Source organism: Kangiella marina (genome assembly GCF_039541235.1).
Lineage (GTDB): Bacteria > Pseudomonadota > Gammaproteobacteria > Enterobacterales > Kangiellaceae > Kangiella > Kangiella marina.
This window is the reverse complement of record NZ_BAABFV010000002.1, coordinates 13,396-39,607: the sequence shown is the minus strand read 5'-3', so window position 1 is coordinate 39,607 and position 26,212 is coordinate 13,396. Positions and strand designations below refer to the sequence as shown.

The 26,212-nt window shown below is 45.4% G+C and carries 19 protein-coding genes; 1 reads left to right on the top strand and 18 read right to left on the bottom strand.

The features are described 5' to 3' along the window. Positions 1–9 precede the first annotated feature (9 nt). The 5 genes from rplB to rpsJ are packed head-to-tail and all read right to left on the bottom strand — an operon-like array spanning position 10 to position 2,761. Positions 10–837, bottom strand: a complete 828-nt coding sequence (rplB, locus tag ABD943_RS08210) for a 50S ribosomal protein L2 (protein ID WP_345292721.1) — start codon at positions 835–837, stop codon at positions 10–12. Positions 838–851: 14 nt separating this feature from the next. Then, positions 852–1,148 carry a 50S ribosomal protein L23 gene (gene rplW / locus ABD943_RS08205; protein ID WP_046561881.1) on the bottom strand — a complete coding sequence of 99 codons (297 nt, stop codon included), beginning with the start codon at positions 1,146–1,148 and terminating at the stop codon, positions 852–854. After that, entirely contained in the window at positions 1,145–1,747 is a 603-nt protein-coding gene (rplD, locus tag ABD943_RS08200; RefSeq protein WP_345292720.1) for a 50S ribosomal protein L4, read from the bottom strand. The genes rplW and rplD overlap by 4 nt, the downstream gene beginning before the upstream one ends. 17 nt (positions 1,748–1,764) lie before the next feature. After that, the gene (rplC, locus tag ABD943_RS08195; protein WP_345292719.1) at positions 1,765–2,397 is read right to left on the bottom strand and encodes a 50S ribosomal protein L3; all 633 of its coding nucleotides are present in this window, start codon (positions 2,395–2,397) and stop codon (positions 1,765–1,767) included. Between the two features lie 52 nt (positions 2,398–2,449). Continuing rightward, entirely contained in the window at positions 2,450–2,761 is a 312-nt protein-coding gene (rpsJ, locus tag ABD943_RS08190) for a 30S ribosomal protein S10 (RefSeq protein ID WP_046561884.1), read from the bottom strand. Positions 2,762–3,146: 385 nt separating this feature from the next. Here rpsJ and ABD943_RS08185 point away from each other — a divergent pair, with 385 nt between their 5' ends. Further along, positions 3,147–3,647, top strand: a complete 501-nt coding sequence (locus tag ABD943_RS08185) for a peptide-methionine (S)-S-oxide reductase (protein WP_345292718.1) — start codon at positions 3,147–3,149, stop codon at positions 3,645–3,647. Here ABD943_RS08185 and ABD943_RS08180 read toward each other — a convergent pair. The 13 genes from ABD943_RS08180 to rpoB all read right to left on the bottom strand — a co-directional run bounded on the left by ABD943_RS08180 (position 3,644) and on the right by rpoB (position 26,180). Beyond that, on the bottom strand, positions 3,644–3,925 hold the full coding sequence (locus ABD943_RS08180; RefSeq protein ID WP_425559469.1) for a GNAT family N-acetyltransferase: 282 nt from the start codon (positions 3,923–3,925) through the stop codon (positions 3,644–3,646). The genes ABD943_RS08185 and ABD943_RS08180 overlap by 4 nt on opposite strands. A 27-nt stretch (positions 3,926–3,952) precedes the next feature. Further along, a complete protein-coding gene (locus ABD943_RS08175) occupies positions 3,953–4,234 on the bottom strand; it encodes a DUF427 domain-containing protein (RefSeq protein WP_345292717.1) in 282 nt (93 codons plus the stop codon). Positions 4,235–4,290: 56 nt separating this feature from the next. Beyond that, entirely contained in the window at positions 4,291–4,821 is a 531-nt protein-coding gene (msrA, locus tag ABD943_RS08170) for a peptide-methionine (S)-S-oxide reductase MsrA (RefSeq protein ID WP_345292716.1), read from the bottom strand. Continuing rightward, positions 4,811–5,269 (bottom strand): peptide-methionine (R)-S-oxide reductase MsrB, encoded by a 459-nt coding sequence (msrB, locus tag ABD943_RS08165; RefSeq protein ID WP_345292715.1) that lies wholly within the window; start codon positions 5,267–5,269, stop codon positions 4,811–4,813. Before msrB ends, msrA begins: the two co-directional genes overlap by 11 nt. Before the next feature lie 170 nt (positions 5,270–5,439). Continuing rightward, on the bottom strand, positions 5,440–6,777 hold the full coding sequence (locus tag ABD943_RS08160; protein WP_345292714.1) for a DUF1501 domain-containing protein: 1,338 nt from the start codon (positions 6,775–6,777) through the stop codon (positions 5,440–5,442). A gap of 10 nt (positions 6,778–6,787) precedes the next feature. Further along, positions 6,788–8,464 carry a DUF1800 domain-containing protein gene (locus ABD943_RS08155; RefSeq protein WP_345292713.1) on the bottom strand — a complete coding sequence of 559 codons (1,677 nt, stop codon included), beginning with the start codon at positions 8,462–8,464 and terminating at the stop codon, positions 6,788–6,790. 166 nt (positions 8,465–8,630) lie between these two features. Then, positions 8,631–12,464: a thrombospondin type 3 repeat-containing protein gene (locus tag ABD943_RS08150; RefSeq protein ID WP_345292712.1), complete on the bottom strand. Its 3,834-nt coding sequence runs from the start codon at positions 12,462–12,464 to the stop codon at positions 8,631–8,633. Between the two features lie 706 nt (positions 12,465–13,170). Further along, positions 13,171–14,361, bottom strand: coding sequence for an elongation factor Tu (gene tuf, locus ABD943_RS08145; protein ID WP_345292705.1), 1,191 nt, complete (start codon positions 14,359–14,361; stop codon positions 13,171–13,173). A 40-nt stretch (positions 14,362–14,401) separates the two neighbouring features. Beyond that, positions 14,402–16,501, bottom strand: coding sequence for an elongation factor G (gene fusA / locus ABD943_RS08140; protein WP_345292711.1), 2,100 nt, complete (start codon positions 16,499–16,501; stop codon positions 14,402–14,404). Between the two features lie 15 nt (positions 16,502–16,516). After that, positions 16,517–16,990, bottom strand: coding sequence for a 30S ribosomal protein S7 (rpsG, locus tag ABD943_RS08135; RefSeq protein WP_046561891.1), 474 nt, complete (start codon positions 16,988–16,990; stop codon positions 16,517–16,519). A 278-nt stretch (positions 16,991–17,268) separates the two neighbouring features. Continuing rightward, the gene (rpsL, locus tag ABD943_RS08130) at positions 17,269–17,643 is read right to left on the bottom strand and encodes a 30S ribosomal protein S12 (RefSeq protein ID WP_046561892.1); all 375 of its coding nucleotides are present in this window, start codon (positions 17,641–17,643) and stop codon (positions 17,269–17,271) included. Between the two features lie 141 nt (positions 17,644–17,784). Further along, positions 17,785–22,011 carry a DNA-directed RNA polymerase subunit beta' gene (gene rpoC / locus ABD943_RS08125; RefSeq protein WP_345292710.1) on the bottom strand — a complete coding sequence of 1,409 codons (4,227 nt, stop codon included), beginning with the start codon at positions 22,009–22,011 and terminating at the stop codon, positions 17,785–17,787. A 101-nt stretch (positions 22,012–22,112) separates the two neighbouring features. After that, entirely contained in the window at positions 22,113–26,180 is a 4,068-nt protein-coding gene (gene rpoB, locus ABD943_RS08120; RefSeq protein ID WP_345292709.1) for a DNA-directed RNA polymerase subunit beta, read from the bottom strand. Between the last annotated feature and the right edge of the window lie 32 nt (positions 26,181–26,212).

Here is a 26,212-nt window from a genome sequence, read left to right as displayed (position 1 = left end):
TGCTATCCTCTATCGTTTATTACGGCGACGGACAATTAGCTTGTCTGTGCGCTTGTTGCTACGAGTTTTCTTACCTTTAGTAGGCGTACCCCATGGAGACACAGGATGACGACCACCAGAGGTACGTCCTTCACCACCACCATGTGGGTGGTCAACTGGGTTCATAGCGACACCACGAACCGTTGGGCGAACACCGCGCCAGCGTGTGGCACCAGCTTTACCCAAGCTACGTAGCATGTGCTCTGAGTTACCTACTTGACCGATAGTCGCGCGACCTTCAGACAACACTTTACGTGTTTCGCCTGAACGTAAACGCAAGGTCACATAGTTGCCTTCACGTGCAACGATCTGAGCATAAGCACCCGCACTACGAGCTATTTGCGCACCCTTGCCAGGCTTAAGTTCGATGTTATGAACCGTCGTACCCACAGGGATGTTACGCATTGGCAAGGCATTACCGACACGAATCGGAGCGCGCTCGCCTGAAACGATAGAATCACCAGCATTTAAGTTACGTGGAGCGATGATGTAACGACGCTCACCGTCTGCATAGCAGATAAGTGCAATGTGTGCACTACGGTTTGGATCGTACTCAAGGCGCTCAACTTTACCAGCGATGTCGTCTTTATTACGTTTGAAGTCAATAACACGGTAATGTTGCTTATGACCGCCACCAACGTGACGAGTCGTAATGCGACCGTTGTTATTACGACCACCATTTCTTGATTTCTTCTCTAATAAAGCTGCATGAGGTTTACCCTTATGCAGGTCAGAATTCACCACTTTAACAACAAAGCGGCGTCCTGGAGAAGTTGGTTTAGCTTTTACAATTGCCATTACTAATCTCCTTGTTACTCGCCGCCAACGAAGTCAAGGTCTTGACCTGGCTTCAATGAGACGTAAGCTTTTTTCCAGTTTGGACGACGGCCTTCTTGTAGACCAAAACGCTTACGTTTACCTTTCATGTTCAAAGTACGAACTGAATCGACTTCAACTTCAAACAAAGTTTCTACAGCTTTTTTGATTTCACGCTTGTTAGCGTCTTTAGCTACTTTGAAAACGAATTGGTTATCGTTTTCAGCCAAAATCGTCGCTTTTTCAGAAACGTGAGGCGCTAGAAGAACTTTTAAGAGTCTCTCTTGGTTCATCCCAACATCTCCTCTACTTTCTTAACAGCCGCGACAGTCATCACAACCTTGTCAAAACCGATTAGGCTGACAGGGTCGATAGCTTGAACGTCACGAACGTCAACTTTGTGTAAGTTACGAGACGCTAAGAATAGGTTTTCGTTAACTTCTTCAGTCACGATCAACGCTTCTTTAGCATCCAGTTCTTTCAACTTGCTCACCAACTCTTTAGTTTTTGGAGCTGAAACAGCAAATTCTTCCACTACAATCAAACGCTCTTGACGAACCAATTCACTAAGAATGCTTTGGATCGCACCGCGGTACATCTTACGGTTAACTTTTTGAGTGTAGTCTTGTGGTTGCGCAGCGAAAGTTACACCACCTTTGCGCCATAATGGGCTACGGATAGTACCTGCACGGGCACGACCTGTACCTTTTTGACGCCATGGCTTTTTACCACCACCGCTTACAGCGCTACGGTTCTTCTGTGCTCGAGTTCCGGCACGAGCAGCTGCCATATAAGCAACTACTACTTGGTGAACTAATGACTCGTTAAATTCACGGCCAAAAGCTACTTCAGAAACCTTTATTGCGCCGCCAGATGTCAAACTAAGTTCCATAGTCAACTCCTCTTGGCCTAGGCTTTCTCAGCAGGATGTACAATCACATCACCGCCAGTAGCGCCTGGGACGGCACCTTTGATTAATAACAAATTGCGCTCAACGTCAACACGTACAACTTCTAGAGTTTGTACAGTTACACGCTCAGCACCCATGTGGCCAGACATTTTCTTGCCTTTAAATACGCGACCTGGAGTTTGGTTTTGACCAATAGAACCAGGAGCACGGTGCGCTAATGAGTTACCGTGCGTAGTATCTTGACCACGGAAGTTCCAACGCTTAATTACGCCAGCGTAACCTTTACCTTTAGAGGTACCTGTTACGTCGACTTTTTGACCTTCTTCGAAAACTTCAACTTTGACTTCACCGCCAATTTCAAAACCTTCTAAAGAGTCCACACGGAACTCCCACAAACCACGACCAGCTTCAACTTTAGCTTTCTTAAAATGTCCAGCTTCTGCTTTACTGATACGGTTTGCCTTACGGCTTCCTGTAGTCACTTGAACCGCTTCATAACCGTCAACATCAGCTGTTTTAAGCTGAGTGATGCGATTTGGGTCGGCTTCTACTACGGTAACCGGGATAGACACGCCGTCTTCAGTGAAGACACGAGTCATTCCTCGTTTTATACCTACTATTCCGATAGCCATGTTTTAAACCTCAACCGAAATGGTTATAACCTTGCTACTGATGTCACTAGTCTTAAGTAAGACTAATTTGAACATCAACACCAGCTGCCAAATCCAACTTCATCAAAGCATCAACTGTTTTTTCTGTTGGCTCGATGATGTCCACTAAACGCTTGTGCGTACGAATTTCATACTGATCACGCGCATCTTTATTCACATGTGGTGAAGTCAAGATGGTGAAGCGCTCTTTACGCGTTGGTAAAGGAATCGGACCTTTAACCTGTGCACCAGTACGCTTAGCGGTGTTTACGATCTCTGAAGTCGAAATATCAATCAACTTGTGATCAAACGCTTTCAATCTGATTCGAATACGTTGCTTTGCCATTGCAAAGAACTCCACTATATTAATTAAAAGAACATAAAAAACCGCTCCACCCTACTACTCGTGAGGGGTGCGGTTACCAAACTTGTTTCAGACTCAAATCGAGCCTGTTGTTAGCAAAATCAATCACTTACTTTACATAAAAGTCTGAAATTGCTTCGCAAGAACAACCCTAATAGTGGCCGTTACGCCTACAAAGGGACGCGAATTATAGGGGATCGGAAAAGGTATTGCAAGCCACAATCCCAATTAATTTAAGGTGTTATTGGGTGCCCGCTATGGTCACAGCTTGCTGCATCGAATTGTCACCCAGTGTAATATTTTTCGAAGCCTAGACTCTATTGTACTATGCATTACTTAACCCTAACCCCTTAGAACAGGCATTTGAATGGATACTGAATTGACTCAAATCGGTTTTGGCGGTGGTTGCCATTGGTGCACCGAAGCGGTTTTTGACGTTTTAGAAGGTGTTGATAAGGTTCAACAGGGTTGGATTGCAGCCGAGGGTACGAACTCCAGTTACTCAGAAGCGGTGCTGGTTCGTTTTGATCCAACACGTATTCCACTTAAAGACTTGATCCACATCCACTTACTGACTCACAGCAGTAGCTCCATGCACCGCTTTCGAAAGAAATACCGTAGCGCCATTTATACTTTTAGCGATCACCAAGCTTTTGAAGCCAAACGGTGCTTAGTCCAGCTGTCCAAAGATAATAACGCCCACTATGTCACTCAGGTGCTCCCTTTTCGGTCGTTTAAGCTCAATCAAGAAAAGTACCAGCAATACTATCTAAAGCATGCCGATAAACCTTTCTGCAAAACTTACATCAACCCAAAGCTTGCCAAGCTGCGTCAACAATATGCACGCTACCTTAAGAGTTCTGCTTAACTTGCTTTTAAGTGCGCCCAGTCTTTATGGGTTTCCATATAATGCTTGATGTATGAACACTCTGGCACCACTTTAAAGCCTTCTTGTTCAATCGCGTGTAACACCGCTTCCATCATAATACCGCCATAACCTTTACCGCGTAAGGCTTCAGGCACTTCCGAATAATCAAGGTGTAAGACCATGCCTTTTTGGGTATAGGTCACTTTGGCTTCATAGCCTTGATCCAACACCACGGTAAACACCTTTTCCATCGGATGGTGAATTGCTTGATAGGTCACTAACGCCTCCTCAGTTTTCGATTGCTTTTAGTCCTCTACCTCTACCCCTCGCCAAAAAGCCACATAACCTTTTATTGGTTCCGCTTTTTTTAACGGCTCAGGATAGTACCAGGCAGCTTCATGATTCGTCTGCCCAGCTACCGTTATATCATAATAATGCGCTTCGCCCTTCCACGAACACTGACTCTTATGATCCGCTGGCGAAAAGTACTCGGACTTTAACGCTTCGGGCGGGAAGTAGTGATTATTCTCGACAATCACAGTATCACTCGACTCAGCAATAACAACGTTGTTCCAAATGGCTTTCATGGATACTCCTTATCTAGTGTTACAGGCCATGCCACAATACCTTGGCGGTGACCTATTTATGACGCTTTTAATTTATCGGCGTGCTTTTGACGCAATTTACTTAACTTCGGATTAATCACTGCCATGCAATACGGCTGCATCTTGTTGTTGGCGTAATAATCCTGATGATGTCCCTCTGCAGGATAAAAGGTGTCTTCCGCCACCAACTCGGTCGCTAAAGGGTCATCAAACAAAGGCGCCATCTCATTCATCACCGCTTCAGCAGTTTCTCGCTGTGCTTCGCTGTGATACATGATCATCGAGCGATACTGAGTGCCGATATCGGCTCCTTGCCCATCAACCTGTGTGGGATCATGAGACGTCAAAAAAACTTCCACCAAATCACGGTAACTGATCACCTCGTCATCAAAGGTCACCTGCACCACCTCGGCATGTCCACTGGCGCCTGAACACACCTCACGATACGTTGGGTACTCCGTTTTTCCAGCCGTGTAACCAGATACGACGGATTCAACGCCCTTTAATTCTTGCATCACTGCCTCGACACACCAAAAGCAGCCCCCACCAAAAGTCGCTTTAAGACTCATCTGAATGGTCCTCCAGTTTCTGTAATGACACTGAGTTAACACAAAACCTCAGCCCGCTTGGCGCTGGTCCATCCGGAAAAACATGCCCAAGATGTCCACCGCAAACATTGCAGCTGACTTCTACTCGTGTCATGCCATAACTTCGGTCTTGATTATAGCGTACCACACCAGGCTTCACAGGTTCTCCAAAACTCGGCCAACCTGTACCCGACTCAAACTTATGGGATGAATCAAATAAAGGTTCGCCGCAGCTGGCGCAACCATAAACACCCGGTTCAAAAACATTGCAATGCTCACCACTAAAAGCACGCTCTGTGCCTTTTTGGCGCATTACTCGATACTCTTCTGCGGACAGCAGTTTTTGCCACTCGGCTGCGGTTTTACCAACCACACGAGGAGGCTCTGGGTTGCCATCATTCACCAGCGAGATAACATCACGCCAATTCATACTGTAGCACCTCCGAGAATACGGTGAGAATTAAAAAGAAGGGATGTGAAACTGTAACCCCACAATCATTAGAGTCTAAAACAGGTGCGAATGTTACACCCCGACAAAAGCTCCTAGAAAAAAGCCCCTATCAAAGGGGCTAAAGACTAACACAGGTTTTGAGAGACTAGCTAAAGCATAAAATCTACCGCATTGGCATTAAACGCCGAGAGATTTGGCATAACGCTGGCTAGCTCTGTGTCGGTTAAGCCAAACCAACGCAAGGGGCTGACCATAAACTGCTCGACCGAGGTGGTTGGAATGATCCGCCCGTCATTGTTAGCATCATCAGGCCCATCAATTTCAAGGCTCGGCACTTGGCCATAAATATCACCACCGCGTACCGCGCCTCCCATCACAAGCTGATGGTTACCCCAAGCATGGTCAGTTCCGTCACCATTACTGGTCAGAGTACGACCAAACTCAGAACTGGTGAAGCTAGTCACGTTATTCTGTACGCCAAGCTCTGTCGTAACGTCATAAAAGTAATTCATGCTTTCACTGAGCTCAGTGAACAATTCCTGTTGACGATTGATGTGTCCGTCATGGGTATCAAAACCGCCCATGCCAACGTAAAACACCTGTCGCTCCATACCGAGAGATTCTCTAATGGCGATGATCTTCGCCACCATTTCCAGCTTCGTAGCCAGACTACTTTCAGGCTTAACCGTCGTAAACTCAGGAACATTATCGATCTGGGCGCCGACTCGCTCAACCAGGTCCATAGTGCGAGACTGCAAGCCTTTAAACTCATCGGCAAACGGATTGCTGTAATCGGTGTTCAACAACGCTTTAAAAGCTGCACGACGATCTTGAGTCCAATTCTTATCAGGCGCTACATAACCGTATTGGTCAAAGCCATTTCTGCCAATCGATAGATCCAAGTTAAGCTGACTGCTCAGCCAGTTGGTACGCCCATCAATCGCAATCCCCGTCAATAAAGGGTCTTGATTGTTAGCCACCGCTAAGTCCATCACGCGCCCCCCCAATCCTGACTTTTGTACTTGTGGGTCAACGTAGCGCCATTGGTCTTGCTGATCATTGTGTGAAAACAGTTGATCGGGCAACGCCTTGCTGTGATCAAGAAATTGCTGACGAGTGAGCGGCTCAACCAGATTACCCACGTTGGCCATCACCGCTAGTTTACCGTTATTAAACAACCCATGAAGTTCGGCTAACTGAGGGTGGAAACCAAAGCTGCTACCGCCATAAGACAGAGGTGATGCAGACAATAAGTCACCTCTTGCTATCGCCATATTCTGGCGTGAGGCTGCGTACTCGTTATAGTCGAAATCACTGGTCGGCACTACCATGTTAAAACCATCATTCCCGCCGAGTAAGAAAATACAGACCAATGCCTTGTAGTCACCTGTCGGGATATTCAACGCATGCGCAGACTGGCTAATGTTCATTAAGCCTGAGGTTGCAATTGCCGCAGAGCCGAGTTTGATAAAATCACGTCTTTTCATGTCCAGGCTCCTATCGTTGAACAGCGAATTCTGGGGAAGTAATGACTAGAGCAATGGCTTCGATGGCTTTCCGCTCAGGGTCATCAGCATTAATCGAAGCTAAGTAATCACTCAAGACTGTTCGCATATGCTCAGTCATGGTGCCCGCCAAAAGTAAGGTGTCGAGATGATCAATTAACGCTTCATCACTCGATGCCGCTAAATCACGCTCCCTGTTGTAATTAACGATGATATCTTTGGCATCAGGCGAGGTTCTCTCGAAATTATTCATTGTCACCGAGCGCCAGTGCAGATGGTTTGTCATCTTAGCCATAGTTCCTTCCGTATGGATTTCAAACTCAGGCGCATTGATGTCTGCGTCTTTTAATGCCCCGGCAGGCTGATAGTTCGGTGAAAAGAAGTTAAAAACGCTTGGTGACTTTAACGGACCTTGCGCAAAATCATTATCGACCCATCGAAACTCGAAAGTGCCCGTACCAGTATTGGCATTAAAGGCTCGCCAAAAAGCGGTTAACTTCAAGATTGGTTCTTTCAATTTACCGAACGGTTTGCCATGACTCACTTCTCCCGTGACCGCTTCATCATCCAATAAGATCGCTTTAATCACGGTCTTCATATCGCCACGAACACCACTCCCATTATTGTTGAAAGCAGTCGCTACGCGCTCAACATAATCCGGCGATGGGTTGCTTGTGACCAATTTTTTTATGAGTTGCTTGGCCACAAAAGGCGCGACGTTAGGATGGTTAAAAATATGATCCAGCGCTTGGCTGAGATCTTGTTCAGGAGTTTGTCCCGCTGGAATGATGCCACCATTGATAATCTGCTTTTCACCTTCGGCATGAAATTCTGGAAAAGCCTTCATTGAGCTAATGAGATCGCGATTGTCACCCCACCACCAAAATGTTTCGGCATTTTGCCAGGTCCAGCCTGTAAAGACATGAGCCAAGCCCTCAATATCATCTTGATCATAGGTCGGAATCGTATTGCCATTAGCATCTAGCTTGGGAGTGCCATCCAAATTCAGCTCGACCAAGCCCACGCTGAACAACTGCATTAACTCTCTAGCATAGTTTTCATCAGGACGTATATTTCGCTCAAGATCCGGCTTACGATTGCGAAGCATACTCAGGTACTCGCCCATCACCGGACTGAGCGTAACGTCCTGCATCAAGTCACGGTAATTTCCAAAGCTGTGTTCGAGGAGAATGTCATAATAGTTAGAAAGTGACTTATTACCGTGCTCTCCACTTGAGCTGACGCCGTACTGACTGATGACCCAAATCTCGCTAAGTGCAAAAGCCACTCTTTGGCGTAACTGGTCTTCGGCCTTCAAAGTTCGATGCCACCAGGCATCCATGTACAAACTCCAGGTGTTGTCTGGGTCATAATTAAATCGGTTGTAATACGCGATATGACGAGAAATTCCGAGCGACATCTGCCAATCTATCCAGTCCTCATAACCCATATCCACTACTCGATTGATAGAGTTCGTGGTGGCGCCAAAAGTCGCTTGCTGCAAGAAGCGTGACGCCTTACCTGAAGTAGGTGGCTCTAAATAGGCTGGCGGATTTTCTCCAGAGGATGGCGGTGGCGGCGCGGTTTCTTCACTGTCGGAACCGCCACTACAGGCAGCTACAAGCAAACTTAAACCAACTATAAATGGCAGGTAGTGTTTTTGCTTCATTATTAGTATGACTCTCTCCAAGTGTCGCAGATTGTCATAATAAAGCCGTTAACATGTAAAATCTTTCGACACAGTCACATAAGATCCTGACCTGTTTCTCATTCTTTATCTATAAAAAAACCCACCTATAGTAAGGTGGGTTTGACTACCATCCATCATTCAGATCTTAAAAGTACCCACCAAACTGTATCGTTACAAAGTAAGCATCTCTATCAAATCGCTCAAACTCAGTTTTAAAAAATAAAGAATCGCTTAGATCCCACTTCAGCCCTAGGCCTAGAGCTAACTGAACTGTCGTTTCATCATTGTAGCGAGGGGTTATATCAGAGCCATCGACTATAACCCTGTTGCTCACATCATTCTTAATCGTGGATACACCAAATTTACCATACAAGCTGACACGATCATCCCTAAAGGTTAGAGCCCTATAGTCGAACATCAGGCCATAGGCTTTATAATCAATACCCGTTTTCTGAGAGATGCTGCTATCTTGGTTGCTCAATTCAGCAGTCCCCAAGTCATTATAACTTAAGCTCCATGCTAAGCTCTCGTTTAGGTCAGCCCCCAAAGTCACTTTATAACCAGAGTCTTCATCATCCGATGTACTCCAGCCAAAAGAACTCCCCTCTGGGTCAATATGACTAAAGCCATAGCCTATCCCCGCATTCCAATTCCAGCCAGTCTGCTCTTTATTTACAGCTTGTGCAGGGAAAAATGGAACTAGTACCGCCACGACTATTAGTCCTAACGATCGAGTCCCCGCCCTCTTCATCAAAGTGGCCTTCCTGTAAAGTAAAGTCAGTGCCAATAAAGTTATCAGTAAGTAGGTCAAACTGCCACCTCCTGAGACTGCCGTACTTAACTCACCATTATTATCATCACAGACATCACCTATGCCATCGTCGTCTGAGTCTCTTTGGTTAGGATTACTTATAGCTGGACAATTATCTTCTTCATCATTAATACCATCGCCGTCACCATCACTCCCATTACCATTTCCTGGTTCGGAGCTATCATCACAAGCATCACCGGTCCCATCGCCATCTAAGTCTTCTTGCCCGGGGTTGCTCATTAGAGGGCAGTTATCAGTTGAGTCATCAATATTATCGTTATCATCGTCGTTATCACAGACGTCACCCTCACCATCGCTATCGGTATCTACCTGCTCTGAATTACTAATAGCGGGACAGTTATCCACAGAGTCCTCGGTGCCGTCATTATCGCTGTCGCTATCGCAGGCGTCTCCAACTCCGTCTTCATCAATATCACTTTGGTTTGAATTTGAAGTTGCAGGACAGTTATCGACACCGTCATCAACCCCATCTCCATCGCTATCAGTATTGCTATCACAAGCATCACCGACTCCATCACCGTCGGAATCTTCTTGATTAGGGTTTACAGTCAAAGGACAGTTATCTAACTCATCACTAATAGTATCTTCATCATCATCACTATCACAAACGTCGCCCTCATTATCACCATCAGTATCCGTTTGCAGAGCATTACCGTCTATCGGACAATTATCGGCACCATCATCAATACCATCATTATCATCATCGGCATCGCAAACATCACCACTTCCATCGCCATCAAGATCTTCCTGACCTGGATTTGGAGTTGCGGGACAATTGTCTTGCTCATCGTCGATGCCATCATTATCAGCATCATTGTTAACGTCACAAGCATCTCCCAAGCCATCACCATCAGAATCCTCCTGCCCCGGATTACTGCTTAACGGACAATTATCAACACCATCATCCACGCTGTCGTTGTCATCGTCCGCATCACAATCATTACCACTTCCATCCCCATCGGTATCAAGTTGGTCTGGGTTATTAGTTGCAGGACAATTATCGACTCCGTCATCGACTCCGTCACCATCATCGTCACTATCACAGACATCACCCACATTATCACCATCCAAATCTTCTTGATCTGGATTAAAGGTCGCCGGGCAGTTATCAATACCGTCTTCTATTCCATCACCGTCAGAGTCAGTGTTAGTGTCGCAGGCATCGCCAATCCCATCGCTGTCTGAATCGCTCTGCCCCGGGTTGCTAGTAACAGGACAGTTGTCGGTACCATCGTCTACACCATCACCATCATCATCAGAGTCGCAAACATCACCCAGTCCATCGCCGTCCAAATCTTCTTGGCTTGGGTTACTGATTAAAGGGCAGTTATCAGAACTGTCATTCGTACCGTCGCCGTCATCATCAGCATCACACGCATCTCCAGCACCATCAGCGTCAAGATCATTTTGATCTGAGTTACTGGTCAATGGACAGTTATCTGCACCATCGTCAACACCATCACCATCATCATCTGAATCACAAATATCACCATCGCCGTCAGCATCTAAGTCTTCTTGCCCTGGATTACTGATTAGCGGACAGTTATCAACATTATTGTCAATGCCATCATTGTCATTATCTGAATCACAGGCATCCCCAATACCGTCACCATCGCTATCTTGCTGGTTAGAGTTGCTGTTTAATGGGCAGTTATCCGCGGTATCGTCGACACCATCACCATCATCATCGTTATCACAGGCATCACCAATACCATTCCCATCGGTATCAAGCTGATCGTCATTGGCTATTAAAGGGCAATTATCAACGCCATCATCAACACCATCACCATCATCATCACTATCACAGACGTCACCAAAGCCATCACTATCCAAGTCTTCCTGTCCGGGGTTAGCTATTGACGGACAGTTATCTGCGCCATCGTTAATACCGTCTCCATCACTATCAGTATTCTCATCACAAACATCACCAATACCATCCCCATCGGTATCTTCTTGGCTTGGATTACTCATTAACGGACAATTATCAACATCATCACTTACACCGTCATCGTCATCATCGGTATCACAGACATCACCAGCACCATCGCCATCAGTGTCTACTTGATCGGCATTACTAATGAGTGGGCAGTTATCAAGACTGTTATCAATCCCATCGTTATCATTATCTGAGTCACATGCGTCACCAATACCATCCCCATCCGTATCTTCTTGTAGCGGGTTGTTTATGACTGGACAATTATCAATATCATCATTGATCCCATCATCATCATTATCTTGATCACAAGCATCACCAACCCCATCGCCATCAACATCTCCCTGCCCAGGGTTTGGAGTTAATGGACAATTATCGACAGCATCATCAATGCCGTCTCCATCATCATCGGTTATTGTTGTTGCAACACAAGCAGAGTACACATCAATTTGATTTAATACGCTCGCCAAGGCACCAACCGTAATCCTAACTTGGTTGAAGTCTAATGTGGCATCAAAAGACACTAATGCTTCATTTCCACCAGCGAGTAAACGCAGAGCTAGCAAACTTCCACCGCTAAAACTTTCTTGCGGAGTATCATTCAATAATGTTGTTACGCTGATAGAATCGAGCAAGGTCAAATCAAGAAGTGAACCTGGATTTTCTACAATAAAACCTACCGTGTTATCACCGGTGTAAGTTTGAGCGGTATCCTCAACTTGTAGAAAAGCACTACCGGTTAAACCCACTGGAATAGAAATCCTAGCGGTATTTGTCAAATCGACATCAATAACATTAGACTCTCCGGTGACACTACACAGTAAACACGTTAAGTCAGTATCTCCGCTTGTCACCGCAGCGTCAGGTAGAAGAATGGGCTGGTATCGTTGGCCAGCGGCACAAGTAACAATGTCGGGGTCACACGCGTTTCCGATACCATCGCTATCACTATCTTCCTGCCCCGGATTGGATATTAACTTACAATTATCACTCCCATCCGTGACACCGTCACCATCATCATCACTGTCACAGGCGTCACCATCACCGTCAGAATTTGTATCTTCTTGGTTAGGGTTATAGGTTGCAGGACAATTATCGACAGTATTATCAACACCATCAGCATCCATATCAGCAGCCAGTACTGGCAATGACATGAACATAATAGCTATCATTACGCACAAATGCGTTATCAGGGTTTTCATTGAACCATTCATTCCATCCTCCTTCAGCGCCACCATTAGTGCGCAATGCTCAATTTCCGAACTTCAGTAGGTGAGGTTTTATAGAAACACTTGAGAATAGATGGTAGTGGTCATCCGAGTTACTCCGCTTTGTAAAGAGTTCGCCATTATATTCTTTGCCAACACTTAGACTCTTCACCGGTAATAGATGTCCAATAGCACCTTTCAGAGCATTTATCTCTAGGCGACTTCCAATAACCTCGCTCTCCAGTAGTAGCTATTGATTCAATCCTTTGTAATATAAATCTTTTTTTCTACTAAAAAAATACCACTAGGACTTTGAGTAAGTAAAGACCTAATCCATCGTCAATCCACGTATACATCAACAGTAATGATGACCAAAAGTAATTTCTTTTTATTATGATTCAACAATAATTCCAACATCACTGATGCATTTTTGAATTGATATTTATTTTTAAAGCCCATGATTTAGCTTTTTGATTTGGTGCATCAAAGATACACAAAAAGTCTAATCTGCATTAATGACTGTTTCCGGTAACTCTAAAAGGGGAAGCTCAAACGAAACATTTTGTTACAAAATGCAATATCATAAGTGGCTTGATAGGAAATGAGTAACCATACCGGGGTTGCATAAGTAAAAGAATCTTAACAAAAAAAAGGGCCGCATCTGCGACCCTTTTTAATAGCTTTTCAGCTTGTGATGTAACTAAATCCAAAATTACTCGTGGATTTTAGAAACAACGCCCGCACCTACTGTACGGCCACCTTCACGAATCGCGAAGCGTAAACCTTCGTCCATCGCAATCGGCGCAATCAAAGTAACGTCCATCTTGATGTTATCACCAGGCATAACCATCTCTACGCCTTCTGGTAATTCACAAGCACCCGTTACGTCTGTTGTACGGAAGTAGAACTGTGGACGATAGCCTTTGAAGAATGGCGTGTGACGACCACCTTCATCTTTCGACAATACGTACACTTCTGCTTCAAAACGTGTGTGAGGAGTGATAGTACCTGTGTGTGCCAATACTTGACCACGCTCAACTTCGTCACGCTTCGTACCACGTAGTAGAACACCAACGTTGTCACCTGCTTCACCTTGGTCAAGCAACTTACGGAACATCTCTACGCCCGTAACCGTTGTCTTCGTCGTATCTTTGATACCAACGATTTCAATCTCTTCACCAACTTTAACAACACCGCTTTCAACACGGCCTGTCACTACCGTACCACGACCTGAAATCGAGAATACGTCTTCAATCGGTAACAAGAATGGCTTGTCAATCGCACGCTCTGGCTCTGGAATGTAAGTATCTAGAGCTTCACCTAAAGCAACAATCGCTTCTTTACCCAAAGCACCTTGGTCGCCTTCTAGTGCTTTCAACGCTGAACCACGGATGATTGGCGTGTCGTCACCTGGGAATTCGTACTGATCTAGAAGTTCACGAACTTCCATTTCAACCAACTCTAGTAACTCTTCGTCATCAACCATGTCGCATTTGTTCAAGAACACAACAATCTTCGGGACACCTACCTGACGTGATAACAAGATGTGCTCACGTGTTTGTGGCATCGGGCCGTCTGCTGCTGAACATACCAAAATCGCGCCGTCCATCTGTGCAGCACCTGTGATCATGTTTTTAACATAGTCAGCGTGGCCTGGGCAGTCTACGTGGGCGTAGTGACGTGCTGGTGTTTCGTACTCAACGTGTGATGTCGCGATGGTAATACCACGCTCACGCTCTTCTGGAGCGTTATCAATATCAGCAAATGCTTGTGCCGCACCGCCGTATACGTCTGCTAGTACTGTACAAATCGCCGCCGTTAAAGTCGTTTTACCGTGGTCAACGTGACCAATAGTACCAACGTTTACGTGCGGCTTATTACGTTCAAATTTTTCTTTAGCCATTTTTCAATTCCTCTAATTCTCTGGAACTATAAATTTAAAATTAAGAATTCTTACTAATCACTTCTTCAGCGATGTTCGTTGGAGCTTCAGCATAATGTGCGAATTCCATCGTAAAGCTTGCGCGACCTTGTGACAAACTACGTACGTCTGTCGCGTAACCAAACATCTCAGAAAGTGGTACTTCAGCGTCAATCACCTTACCCGTTGAGTTTTCACCCATACCTTTAACAAGTCCACGACGACGATTAAGGTCACCCATAACGTCCCCCATGTACTCTTCAGGAGTTACAACTTCAACTTTCATCATTGGCTCAAGCAATGCTGGATTCGCCGAAGAAGCTGCATTCTTAACCGCTAAGCTACCTGCGATTTTAAACGCCATTTCATTCGAGTCAACATCGTGGTAAGAACCATCATAAAGCGTTGCTTTAACGTCTAATACTGGGTAACCAGCAATAATACCGTTTTCAAGCTGCTCTTCGATACCTTTTTGTACAGCACCGATATATTCTTTCGGTACCACACCACCAACGATTTCGTTTACGAATTCAAAGCCAGAGCCTGCTTCTTGAGGCTCAAGTTTAACCCAAACGTGACCATACTGACCGCGACCACCTGATTGACGTACGAATTTACCTTCGACTTCAACCGTGTTACGGATAGATTCACGATAAGCTACCTGAGGCGCACCAATGTTCGCTTCAACTTTGAACTCACGCTTCATACGATCAACAAGAATATCCAAGTGTAGCTCGCCCATACCAGAAATAATGGTTTGGCCTGACTCTTCGTCAGTTTGTACACGGAATGATGGATCTTCCTGCGCCAACTTACCTAACGCAATACCCATTTTCTCTTGGTCAGCTTTAGTTTTTGGCTCAACCGCAACCGCGATTACTGGCTCTGGGAACTCCATACGCTCTAGGATAATTTTGCTATCTAGGGCACATAAAGTATCACCGGTTGTTACGTCTTTAAGACCAACACCAGCAGCGATATCGCCTGCGCGAACTTCTTTAATCTCTTCACGGCTGTTTGAGTGCATCTGTACGATACGACCGATACGCTCTTTCTTGTCTTTTACAGAGTTATAAACGTGGTCACCAGAGTTAATAACACCCGAGTAAACACGGAAGAAGGTTAACGTACCCACGAATGGGTCAGTCGCGATTTTGAACGCCAACGCCGAAAATGGTGCGTTATCGTCAGCTTCACGCGTTTCAATTTCTTCGCCATCAAGGTCAACAGTACCTTGAATCGCTTTAACTTCTACTGGAGAAGGCATGTACTCGATTGTTGCATCAAGAACGGCTTGAACACCTTTGTTCTTAAATGCAGAGCCACCGAAGACAGGAATGATTTCGTTAGCTAGCGTACGCTGACGAATACCTTTCTTGATTTCTTCTTCTGTAAGCTCACCACCTTCAAGATACTTTTCCATCATCTCTTCAGAAGCTTCAGCGGCCGCTTCAACCATATACTCACGCATTTCCGCACACTTATCAGCGATATCTGCAGGAATGTCTTCATAAGTAAAAGTTAAGCCGTTGTCTTCTTCGTTCCAGATGATTGCTTTGTTCTTAACTAAGTCAACAACACCTTTGAACTCGTCTTCAGCACCAATCGTCATTTGCATTGGAACGGCAGTCGCGCCCAAACGCTCACGAAGTTGCGAAACAACCATCTCAAAGTCAGCACCAGCACGGTCCATCTTATTAACGAAAACCATACGAGGAACTTCGTATTTGTTCGCTTGACGCCATACTGTTTCAGTTTGTGGTTGTACACCTGATGAACCACACAAGACAACTACCGCACCATCAAGTACACGTAGTGAACGCTCTACTTCAATCGTAAAGTCAACGTGTCCAGGGGTGTCGATGATGTTGATACGGTGCTCTTCGAATTGAGCATCCATACCACGCCAGAATGTTGTAGTCGCAGCCGAAGTAATGGTAATACCACGCTCCTGCTCCTGCTCCATCCAATCCATCGTCGCGGCGCCATCATGTACTTCACCAATCTTATGTGAAAGACCAGTGTAGAAAAGAATACGCTCAGTTGTTGTCGTTTTACCGGCATCAACGTGCGCACAGATACCAATGTTGCGGTATCGTTTAATTGGGGTTTTACGTGCCACAATAAACTCCTTGGATTACCAACGGAAATGCGAGAAAGCTTTGTTAGCTTCAGCCATACGGTGAACGTCTTCACGTTTCTTAACAGCTGAACCACGGCTTTCGATAGCATCAAGAATTTCACCAGCTAGACGCTCACGCATAGATTTTTCACTACGCTTACGAGCAGCGTCAGTCAACCAGCGCATGGCTAGTGCAGTCTGACGAGCAGGACGAACTTCTACTGGCACTTGGTATGTTGAACCACCAACACGGCGAGACTTAACTTCCACCATTGGGCGGATGTGTTCTAGGCCTTTCTCAAACATTTCTAATGGTTCTTCACCTGACTTCTTCTCAGAAATGATGTCTAGCGCGCCATAAACGATTTTTTCTGCAACAGACTTTTTACCGTCAAGCATTAATACGTTGATGAACTTCGCCAACAATTCACTTCCGAATTTAGGATCAGGAAGGATCTCGCGTTTTGCGATTATACGTCTTCTTGGCATGTTAAATTATCCTCATGCATGTGTAACTTCAGGACAATCCAGAATAAGCTGTTACGACACTTATCTGGCCTTACTCACATAGTGAAATAGCCGATCGGACGATCAGCTACTAGACTATTCTCTAATTGTAGAGCCTTAATATTTAAATTTTATTAAGGCCTCGCCCTGACTAGATTAAAAATTTCTAGTGCAAGGCACTTGAGTTTTTGTGCTGTGAAATTGGCGAGTAGCCAATGAATTGCAGTAACAAAAACTCAATTAACGCCGCAATAGGGATTTTATCCCTTAGGACGTTTAGCGCCGTATTTTGAACGACCTTGCTTACGATCTTTAACGCCAGCTAAGTCTAAAGTACCGCGTACACAGTGGTAACGTACACCTGGCAAATCTTTTACACGACCGCCACGGATTAATACAACACTGTGCTCTTGAAGGTTGTGACCTTCACCACCAATGTATGAAGATACTTCATAACCGTTAGTCAAACGAACACGAGCAACTTTACGCAAAGCTGAGTTCGGTTTCTTAGGCGTAGTGGTATAAACACGCGTACAAACACCACGTTTTTGTGGACAAGCTTCCAATGCAGGAACGTTTGTCTTTTTAACCTGCTTAACGCGAGGTTTTCTTACAAGCTGATTAATAGTAGCCATTAATTCATTCTCTATATCTGGTTCACGCTTTACACAGCGCGCCTTTTTAAGGACATAGTACCTTTGGGCGCGCTATTCTAAAGAGGTCCTAATTGGTTGTCAAGCCTGCTCAATCTTTAAGCATGAGCAGACTCGAGTACTTTAAGCCTCGCTATCTTCCATTGAGCTAAGTTCTTCAGAAAGAGCTTGCTCAACGTCATCTGCTGATGGACCTACAACATCTTCAATTTGTAGTTCCGCAGCACGTTTGCGACGACGTTCTTCATGGTAAGTCAGCCCCGTACCTGCTGGAATCAGACGTCCCACGATGACGTTTTCTTTCAGACCATTCAAGTCATCCATCTTACCGCTAACAGCCGCTTCGGTAAGTACACGAGTCGTTTCCTGGAATGATGCCGCCGAGATAAACGATTCTGTTGCCAATGAAGCTTTGGTAATACCCATTAGAACTCGTTCAAATTCAATTGGATCTTTACCTTCTTCTAACAACTTGTCGTTTGCTTCAAGTACTCTGATAACTTCCATTTGATCACCTTTTAGGAAGCGAGAGTCACCTGGATTTGTAACGATACACTTACGCAACATTTGGCGAATGACAACTTCAATATGCTTATCGTTAATACCCACACCTTGTAGACGATAAACTTCTTGAACTTCATTTACGATGTAACGCGCAAGTTCCGTGATCCCTTTTAAGCGTAGAATATCGTGTGGATTATCTGCACCGTCAGATACAACCTCACCCTTCTCAACTTTCTCACCTTCAAAGATGTTCAGCTGACGCCACTTAGGAATCAATTCTTCATAGGTATCATCGCTGTCATGAGGAGTAATCACGAGTCGACGCTTACCTTTTGTTTCTTTACCAAAGCTCACAGTACCTGAGATTTCAGCAAGGATTGCTGGCTCTTTCGGTTTACGAGCTTCAAACAGGTCAGCTACGCGAGGAAGACCACCCGTAATATCTTTTGTCTTCGAACTTTCTTGAGGAATACGAGCAATCGCATCACCAATACTTACATCCGAACCATCTTCCAAACTGACGATGGCGTTAGCTGGCAAGAAGTAAACCGCCGGCATATCCGTACCCGGGATACACAACTCTTTACCTTTTGCGTCTAACAACTTAATCGCTGGTTTAACGTCAGAAGATTTGCTACCTGAACGTTGCTTGTTCTCAGTAATAACGATTGAGCTCAAACCTGTTAGCTCGTCCGTTTGACGCTCGATGTTGACACCTTCAACCATGTCAACAAACTGAATCTTACCGTCTAGCTCAGTAATAATTGGGTGAGTGTGCGGATCCCAGTTAGCAACAATGTCGCCACCTTTCGCTTCTTCACCTTCTTTCTTCGCTAATACAGCACCGTAAGGAAGCTTATAACGCTCACGCTCACGACCAAACTCATCAACAACATTCAACTCTGATGAGCGCGATACGATAACTTGCTTGCCATCTTTACGGTCAACCGTTTTCGCATTTTTCAGACGAAGTGTACCGTCGTTTTTGATCTGTACGTTGTTGTCTGCAGATGCACGAGATGCCGCACCACCAATGTGGAAGGTACGCATCGTAAGCTGTGTACCCGGCTCACCAATCGACTGAGCAGCGATAACACCCACCGACTCGCCATGGTTAATGATATGACCACGAGCCAAGTCACGACCATAACACGCAGCACAAACACCGTTACGAGTTTGACAAGTAATTACCGAGCGAACTTTTACTTCATCGACAGAATTCTGCTCAAGAATATCTACCCATTTTTCATCAAGTAACGTGCCTGCTTCAGCAAGAATGTCGTCACTACCAGGAACATAAACATGCTCAGCAACAACACGACCAAGCACTCGCTCACGTAGAGGCTCTACAACGTCACCACCTTCAATTAGCGGTGTCATGTATAGACCATTTTCAGTACCACAGTCTTCGGTTGTGATAACCATATCTTGTGCAACGTCAACCAAACGACGAGTTAGATAACCCGAGTTAGCTGTTTTCAATGCGGTATCGGCCAAACCTTTACGCGCACCGTGCGTCGAAATAAAGTACTGAGATACGTCTAGGCCTTCACGGAAGTTTGCCGTAATTGGCATCTCAATGATCGAGCCGTCCGGTTTCGCCATCAGACCACGCATACCCGCTAGCTGACGAATCTGTGCAGCACTACCACGAGCGCCCGAGTCCGCCATCATAAAGATCGAGTTAAACGATGGTTGCGTAACAACTTCACCCTCGCTGTTCTCAATATCGTCGGAACCAATATGGTCCATCATCGCTTTCGCAACTTTTTCGTTGGTATGCGACCAGATATCAACAACTTTGTTATAACGCTCACCCTGAGTTACTAAACCAGAGTTAAACTGGTCTTGAATCTCTGCAACTTCAGCTTCCGCTGACTCAATGATGCCTGCTTTAACGTCTGGAATCGCCATGTCTTCGATACCTACCGAAGTACCTGAGCGAGTCGCATACGAGAAGCCGGTATACATTAATTGGTCAGCAAAAATAACAGTCGCTTTTAGGCCACGCTCACGGTAACACGTGTTAACCATGCGCGAGATAGCTTTCTTAGTCATTGCTTGGTTCACTAGCTCGAAGCTAATACCTTCAGGAACAATGCCCCAAAGCAGTGAGCGCCCCACTGTTGTTTCAACCAAATCTAATGACTCTGTACGATTACCTTCTTCATCGAAGTGAACCATTGGTAGACGTACTTTCACTTTGGCGTGTAGATCAACGGCACCGTTCGCGTAAGCACGCTGAACTTCATCCGCATCAACAAACACCATGCCTTCACCTTTCGCGTTAATACGATCACGCGTCAAGTAATACAAGCCAAGTACCACGTCCTGCGTAGGAACGATAATTGGCTCACCGTTTGCTGGTGAAAGGATGTTATTAGTCGACATCATTAACGCACGAGACTCTAACTGAGCTTCGATAGTCAATGGAACGTGGACCGCCATTTGGTCGCCATCGAAGTCAGCGTTGTATGCCGTACAAACTAACGGGTGAAGCTGAATCGCTTTACCTTCAATCAATACAGGCTCGAACGCCTGAATACCTAAACGGTGAAGTGTTGGTGCACGGTTAAGAAGTACCGGATGCTCACGAATCACTTCTTCCAAGATGTCCCAAACGATAGGCTCTTCACGCTCAACCATTTTCTTAGCTGCTTTAATCGTTGTCGCTAGACCACGAAGTTCAAGCTTGCTATAGATAAATGGCTTGAATAGCTCCAACGCCATCTTCTTCGGAAGACCACACTGGTGTAATTTCAGTGTTGGACCAACTACGATCACCGAACGACCAGAGTAGTCAACACGCTTACCAAGAAGGTTCTGACGGAAACGACCTTGCTTACCTTTGATCATGTCTGCCAAAGATTTCAATGGACGCTTGTTAGAGCCTGTAATGGCACGACCACGACGACCGTTATCCAATAACGCATCAACAGACTCCTGCAACATACGCTTTTCGTTGCGCACGATGATATCAGGAGCGTTAAGGTCTAATAGACGCTTCAAACGGTTGTTACGGTTAATCACACGGCGGTATAAATCGTTCAAATCAGAGGTTGCGAAACGACCACCATCAAGCGGTACTAACGGACGCAAATCTGGCGGAAGAACTGGCAACACCTTCATAATCATCCATTGAGGATCGTTACCCGACTCAAGGAATGCTTCTAGTAATTTTAGGCGCTTGCTTAATTTTTTAAGCTTAGTCTCAGAGTTCGTTGATGGAATTTCTTCTTCACGAATTCTGTGTGCTTCTTCTTTTAAATCAATATGATCAAGAAGTTCGCTAACTGCCTCCGCACCCATTTTAGCTTCGAAGTCATCACCAAATTCTTCCAACGCGTCAAGATAGCCTTCTTCGCTTAATAGCTGGCCAGTCTCAAGAGTTGTCATACCTGGGTCAGTCACGACGAACGCTTCAAAATACAACACTCGCTCGATATCGCGCAGCGTCATATCCATCAACATACCGATACGGCTTGGCAGTGATTTCAGGAACCAAATGTGTGCAACAGGACACGCTAGGTCGATGTGACCCATACGCTCACGACGCACTTTGGTTAGCGTTACTTCAACACCACATTTCTCACAGATAATACCGCGGTGCTTTAAACGCTTATACTTACCACATAAACATTCGTAGTCTTTTACTGGGCCAAAGATTTTGGCACAGAATAAACCGTCACGTTCCGGTTTAAAGGTACGATAGTTAATGGTCTCAGGCTTTTTAACTTCGCCATAAGACCATGAGCGGATTTGATCCGGTGACGCCAATCCAATACGGATTGCATCAAACTCTTCGGACTGACTCTGCTGCTTAACTAAATTTAATAAGTCTTTCACAATCGTTCTCCTGCTGGAGTTAAAACCTTTATCCTAATAACTTCGGAGTGTTGCTATTTGCGCCACTCCGAAGCGATGGAGTCTCTTTCTTGGCTTTAAGCCTACTCGTCATGCTCGAGTTCAATGTTGATTGCAAGAGAGCGAATCTCTTTGGTCAATACATTGAACGACTCTGGCATGCCTGGCTCCATCTGATGATTACCATCAACGATATTTTTGTACATACGTGTACGACCGTTAACGTCATCCGACTTAACCGTAAGCATTTCTTGTAGCGTGTATGCTGCACCGTAAGCTTCAAGTGCCCAAACTTCCATCTCACCGAAACGCTGACCACCAAACTGAGCTTTACCACCCAGAGGCTGTTGAGTAACAAGGCTGTACGAACCTGTCGAACGGGCGTGCATCTTGTCGTCAACCAAGTGGTTCAATTTCAGCATGTACATATAACCGACGGTTACAGGACGCTCGAACTTGTCACCAGTACGACCATCGTATAACCAAGTTTGGCCTGTCTTTGGTAGTTCAGCTAAATCAAACATCGCGTGGATATCTGTCTCAGCAGCACCATCAAATACTGGCGTAGCCATCGGTACACCGTTACGCAAGTTGCCTGCCATATTCATCACTTCATCATCTGAAAGCTCTGATAGGTCGACCGCTTTATCGTCACGGTGGTTATAGACTTTATTTAAGAATGTCTTAACGGTTTTCGGTGCTTTACCAGTGTCTAAGAGCTCACCGATTTTCTCACCAACACCTTTCGCAGCCCAACCAAGGTGTGTTTCAAGTACCTGACCAATGTTCATACGCGATGGTACGCCCAGCGGGTTAAGTACGATATCAACAGGTACACCTTTGTCATCGTATGGCATGTCTTCCACAGGAACGATGTTAGAAATAACACCTTTGTTACCGTGACGTCCCGCCATTTTGTCGCCTGGTTGAATACGGCGTTTAACTGCTAAGTAAACTTTAACGATTTTTTGAACACCAGGTTGTAAATCATCACCTTGAGTGATTTTGATTTTCTGGATATCAAACTTCTTATCGTATTCTTTGCGTTGCTCGGCAAGATAGTTAGCAAGGTTTTCCAACGCTTGCTGCTTTTCTTCGACGCGCAGCTGTATATCTAAGTATTGCTTAGGTTCTAACTCGTCTAAATAATCAACAGTCACTTTACTGCCTTTCTTAAGCTTATTAGGACCTTTTTCTGCAACACAACCCGTGATTAAGTTACGTGCGCGCTGGTAGATGCTTTCCGCCAAAATACGGAACTCATCGTTGATGTCTTTCTTAGCGCGAGCAACTTCACTGTTTTCGATCTCTTTCGCACGAGCATCTTTCTCAACACCGTCACGAGTAAAGACTTGAACGTCAATTACCGTACCGTGAGTCGAAGTGCCAACGCGAAGCGACGTATCTTTTACGTCAGACGCTTTCTCACCGAAGATTGCTCTCAGAAGTTTCTCTTCCGGCGTTAATTGAGTTTCACCTTTAGGCGTCACTTTACCGACGAGAATATCACCCGGCTTAACTTCAGCACCGATGTAAACGATACCTGACTCGTCAAGCTTGCTAAGCGCGCTTTCACCAACGTTCGGGATATCCGAAGTAATTTCTTCAGGACCAAGCTTAGTATCACGAGAGATACAGGTTAGCTCTTGAATGTGGATACTCGTGAAGCGATCTTCTTGCACCACATTCTCAGAAATAAGGATCGAATCCTCAAAGTTGTAACCGTTCCAAGGCATGAATGCGACGCGCATGTTTTGACCAAGCGCCAACTCACCTAAGTCAGTTGAAGGGCCGTCAGCCAAGACATCGCCACGCTCAATAATATCGCCTTGCTTCACGATTGGACGTTGGTTAATACAGGTGTTCTGGTTCGAACGTGTGTACTTTGTGAAGTTGTAAATATCAACACCAGAGTCGTTATCACCCACTTCATCTTCATGAACGCGGATAACCACACGGCTAGCATCAACTTGATCAACCACACCGCCACGCTTAGCGGCAACAACGACACCAGAGTCAACCGCTACTGCACGCTCCATACCGGTACCAACTAACGGCTTTTCAGCGCGTAGTGTTGGAACAGCCTGACGTTGCATGTTCGAGCCCATCAATGCACGGTTCGCATCATCGTGCTCAAGGAATGGAATCATACTTGCCGCAACCGATACGATCTGTTGTGGCGAAACGTCCATATACTCAACTTGATCAGGCGTCGCTAACATGAACTCGCCTTGGTTACGAGAAGGTACTAGTTCATCGCTGAACTTGCCGTCTTTATCCAAGTTGGCGTTTGCCTGTGCGATGATGAATTTGCCTTCATCAATCGCCGACAAGTAATCGACGTCTGCTGTTGGCTTACCATCTTTAACACGGCGATACGGCGTTTCAAGGAAACCGTAATCATTGGTTCGTGCATAACATGCCAAAGAGTTGATCAAACCAATGTTTGGACCCTCTGGAGTTTCAATCGGACACACACGACCATAGTGAGTTGGGTGTACGTCACGAACCTCAAAGCCCGCACGCTCACGTGTCAAACCACCAGGACCTAACGCAGACACACGACGCTTATGCGTGATTTCTGACAATGGGTTGTTTTGATCCATAAACTGCGACAACTGGCTGGAGCCAAAGAACTCTTTAACAGCCGCTGACACAGGTTTAGCATTGATCAAATCTTGTGGCATCAAGTTTTCACTTTCTGCTTGAGATAAACGCTCTTTTACCGCACGCTCAACTCGCACAAGACCAACACGGAATTGGTTTTCCGCCATCTCACCGACACAACGGATACGACGGTTACCCAAGTGATCGATATCGTCAACCGTACCATTACCGTTACGGATATCGATTAATGTTTTCATGACATCAATGATGTCTTCATTTGATAATGTACCTTCACCTTCGATTTCATCGCGACCGACACGACGATTGAACTTCATACGTCCAACGCGTGATAGATCGTAACGTTCTTGGTTAAAGAATAAATTTTCAAACAAACCTTCTGCCGCTTCTTGCGTTGGTGGTTCACCAGGACGCATCATGCGGTAGATTTCAACTTTAGCTTCAAGTGCCGACTTACTTGGGTCGATACGCAGTGTATCTGACATGTAAGGACCATGATCCAAGTCATTGGTGTATAACGTTGGAAGGTCTGTCACTTTTGCTTCGATCAAAGCTTCTAGCAACTCTTCAGTGATTTCTGCGTTAGCTTCAGCAATCACTTCACCAGAATCTTTATCGATAATATCGGTCGCCAGTGCACGCCCGTAGATATATTCGGTCGGAACGTCTAGCTTCTTAGTACCTGCTTTTTCAAGCTGCTGAATATGACGTGGTGTAATACGACGCCCTTCTTCAACCACAACCTTACTCTTCGCTTTTATATCAAACGTTGCTGTTTCACCACGTAAACGAGACGGCACTAGCTCAAGCTGGATGCCACCATCTTTAGTGATGTAGAAGTTGTTGCGCTCGAAGAACATATCCAGCATATCTTGCGTCGAGTACTCTAGCGCACGCAGGATAATAGATGCTGGTAATTTACGGCGACGGTCGATTCGCACGTAGAGCATATCTTTCGGGTCGAACTCGAAGTCCAACCAAGAACCACGATAAGGAATGACACGAGCTTGATAAAGGAGCTTACCAGAGCTGTGTGTTTTACCACGGTCTGAGTCGAAGAATACACCTGGACTACGGTGTAACTGAGAAACGATCACTCGTTCTGTGCCATTAATGACAAAAGTACCATTCTCAGTCATTAACGGTAATTCACCCATGAACACTTCTTGCTCACGGATATCTTTAACCTTTTTCGTCTTAGAATCTTTATCGTAGATAACTAGACGGATTTTTACGCGCAACGGCGCAGAGTAAGTAATGCCACGAATCTGACATTCCTTAACGTTAAAAACTGGCTCGCCCATGGAGTAACTAACGTACTCAAGAGCTGCATTACCTGAATAGCTTTCGATAGGGAAAATCGATCTGAACGCAGAGTCCAAACCTGAATCATTATCGCCTTTTGGCTCAAGGAATTCACGGTATGAATCCAATTGAATTGCCAACAGATAAGGCACATCGAGAATCTTTGAACGTCGACCAAAATCCTTGCGGATTCGTTTTTTCTCAGTGTAAGAATATGCCATTTGGGTTCCTCGGCTCGCTAACTTTAACTCGT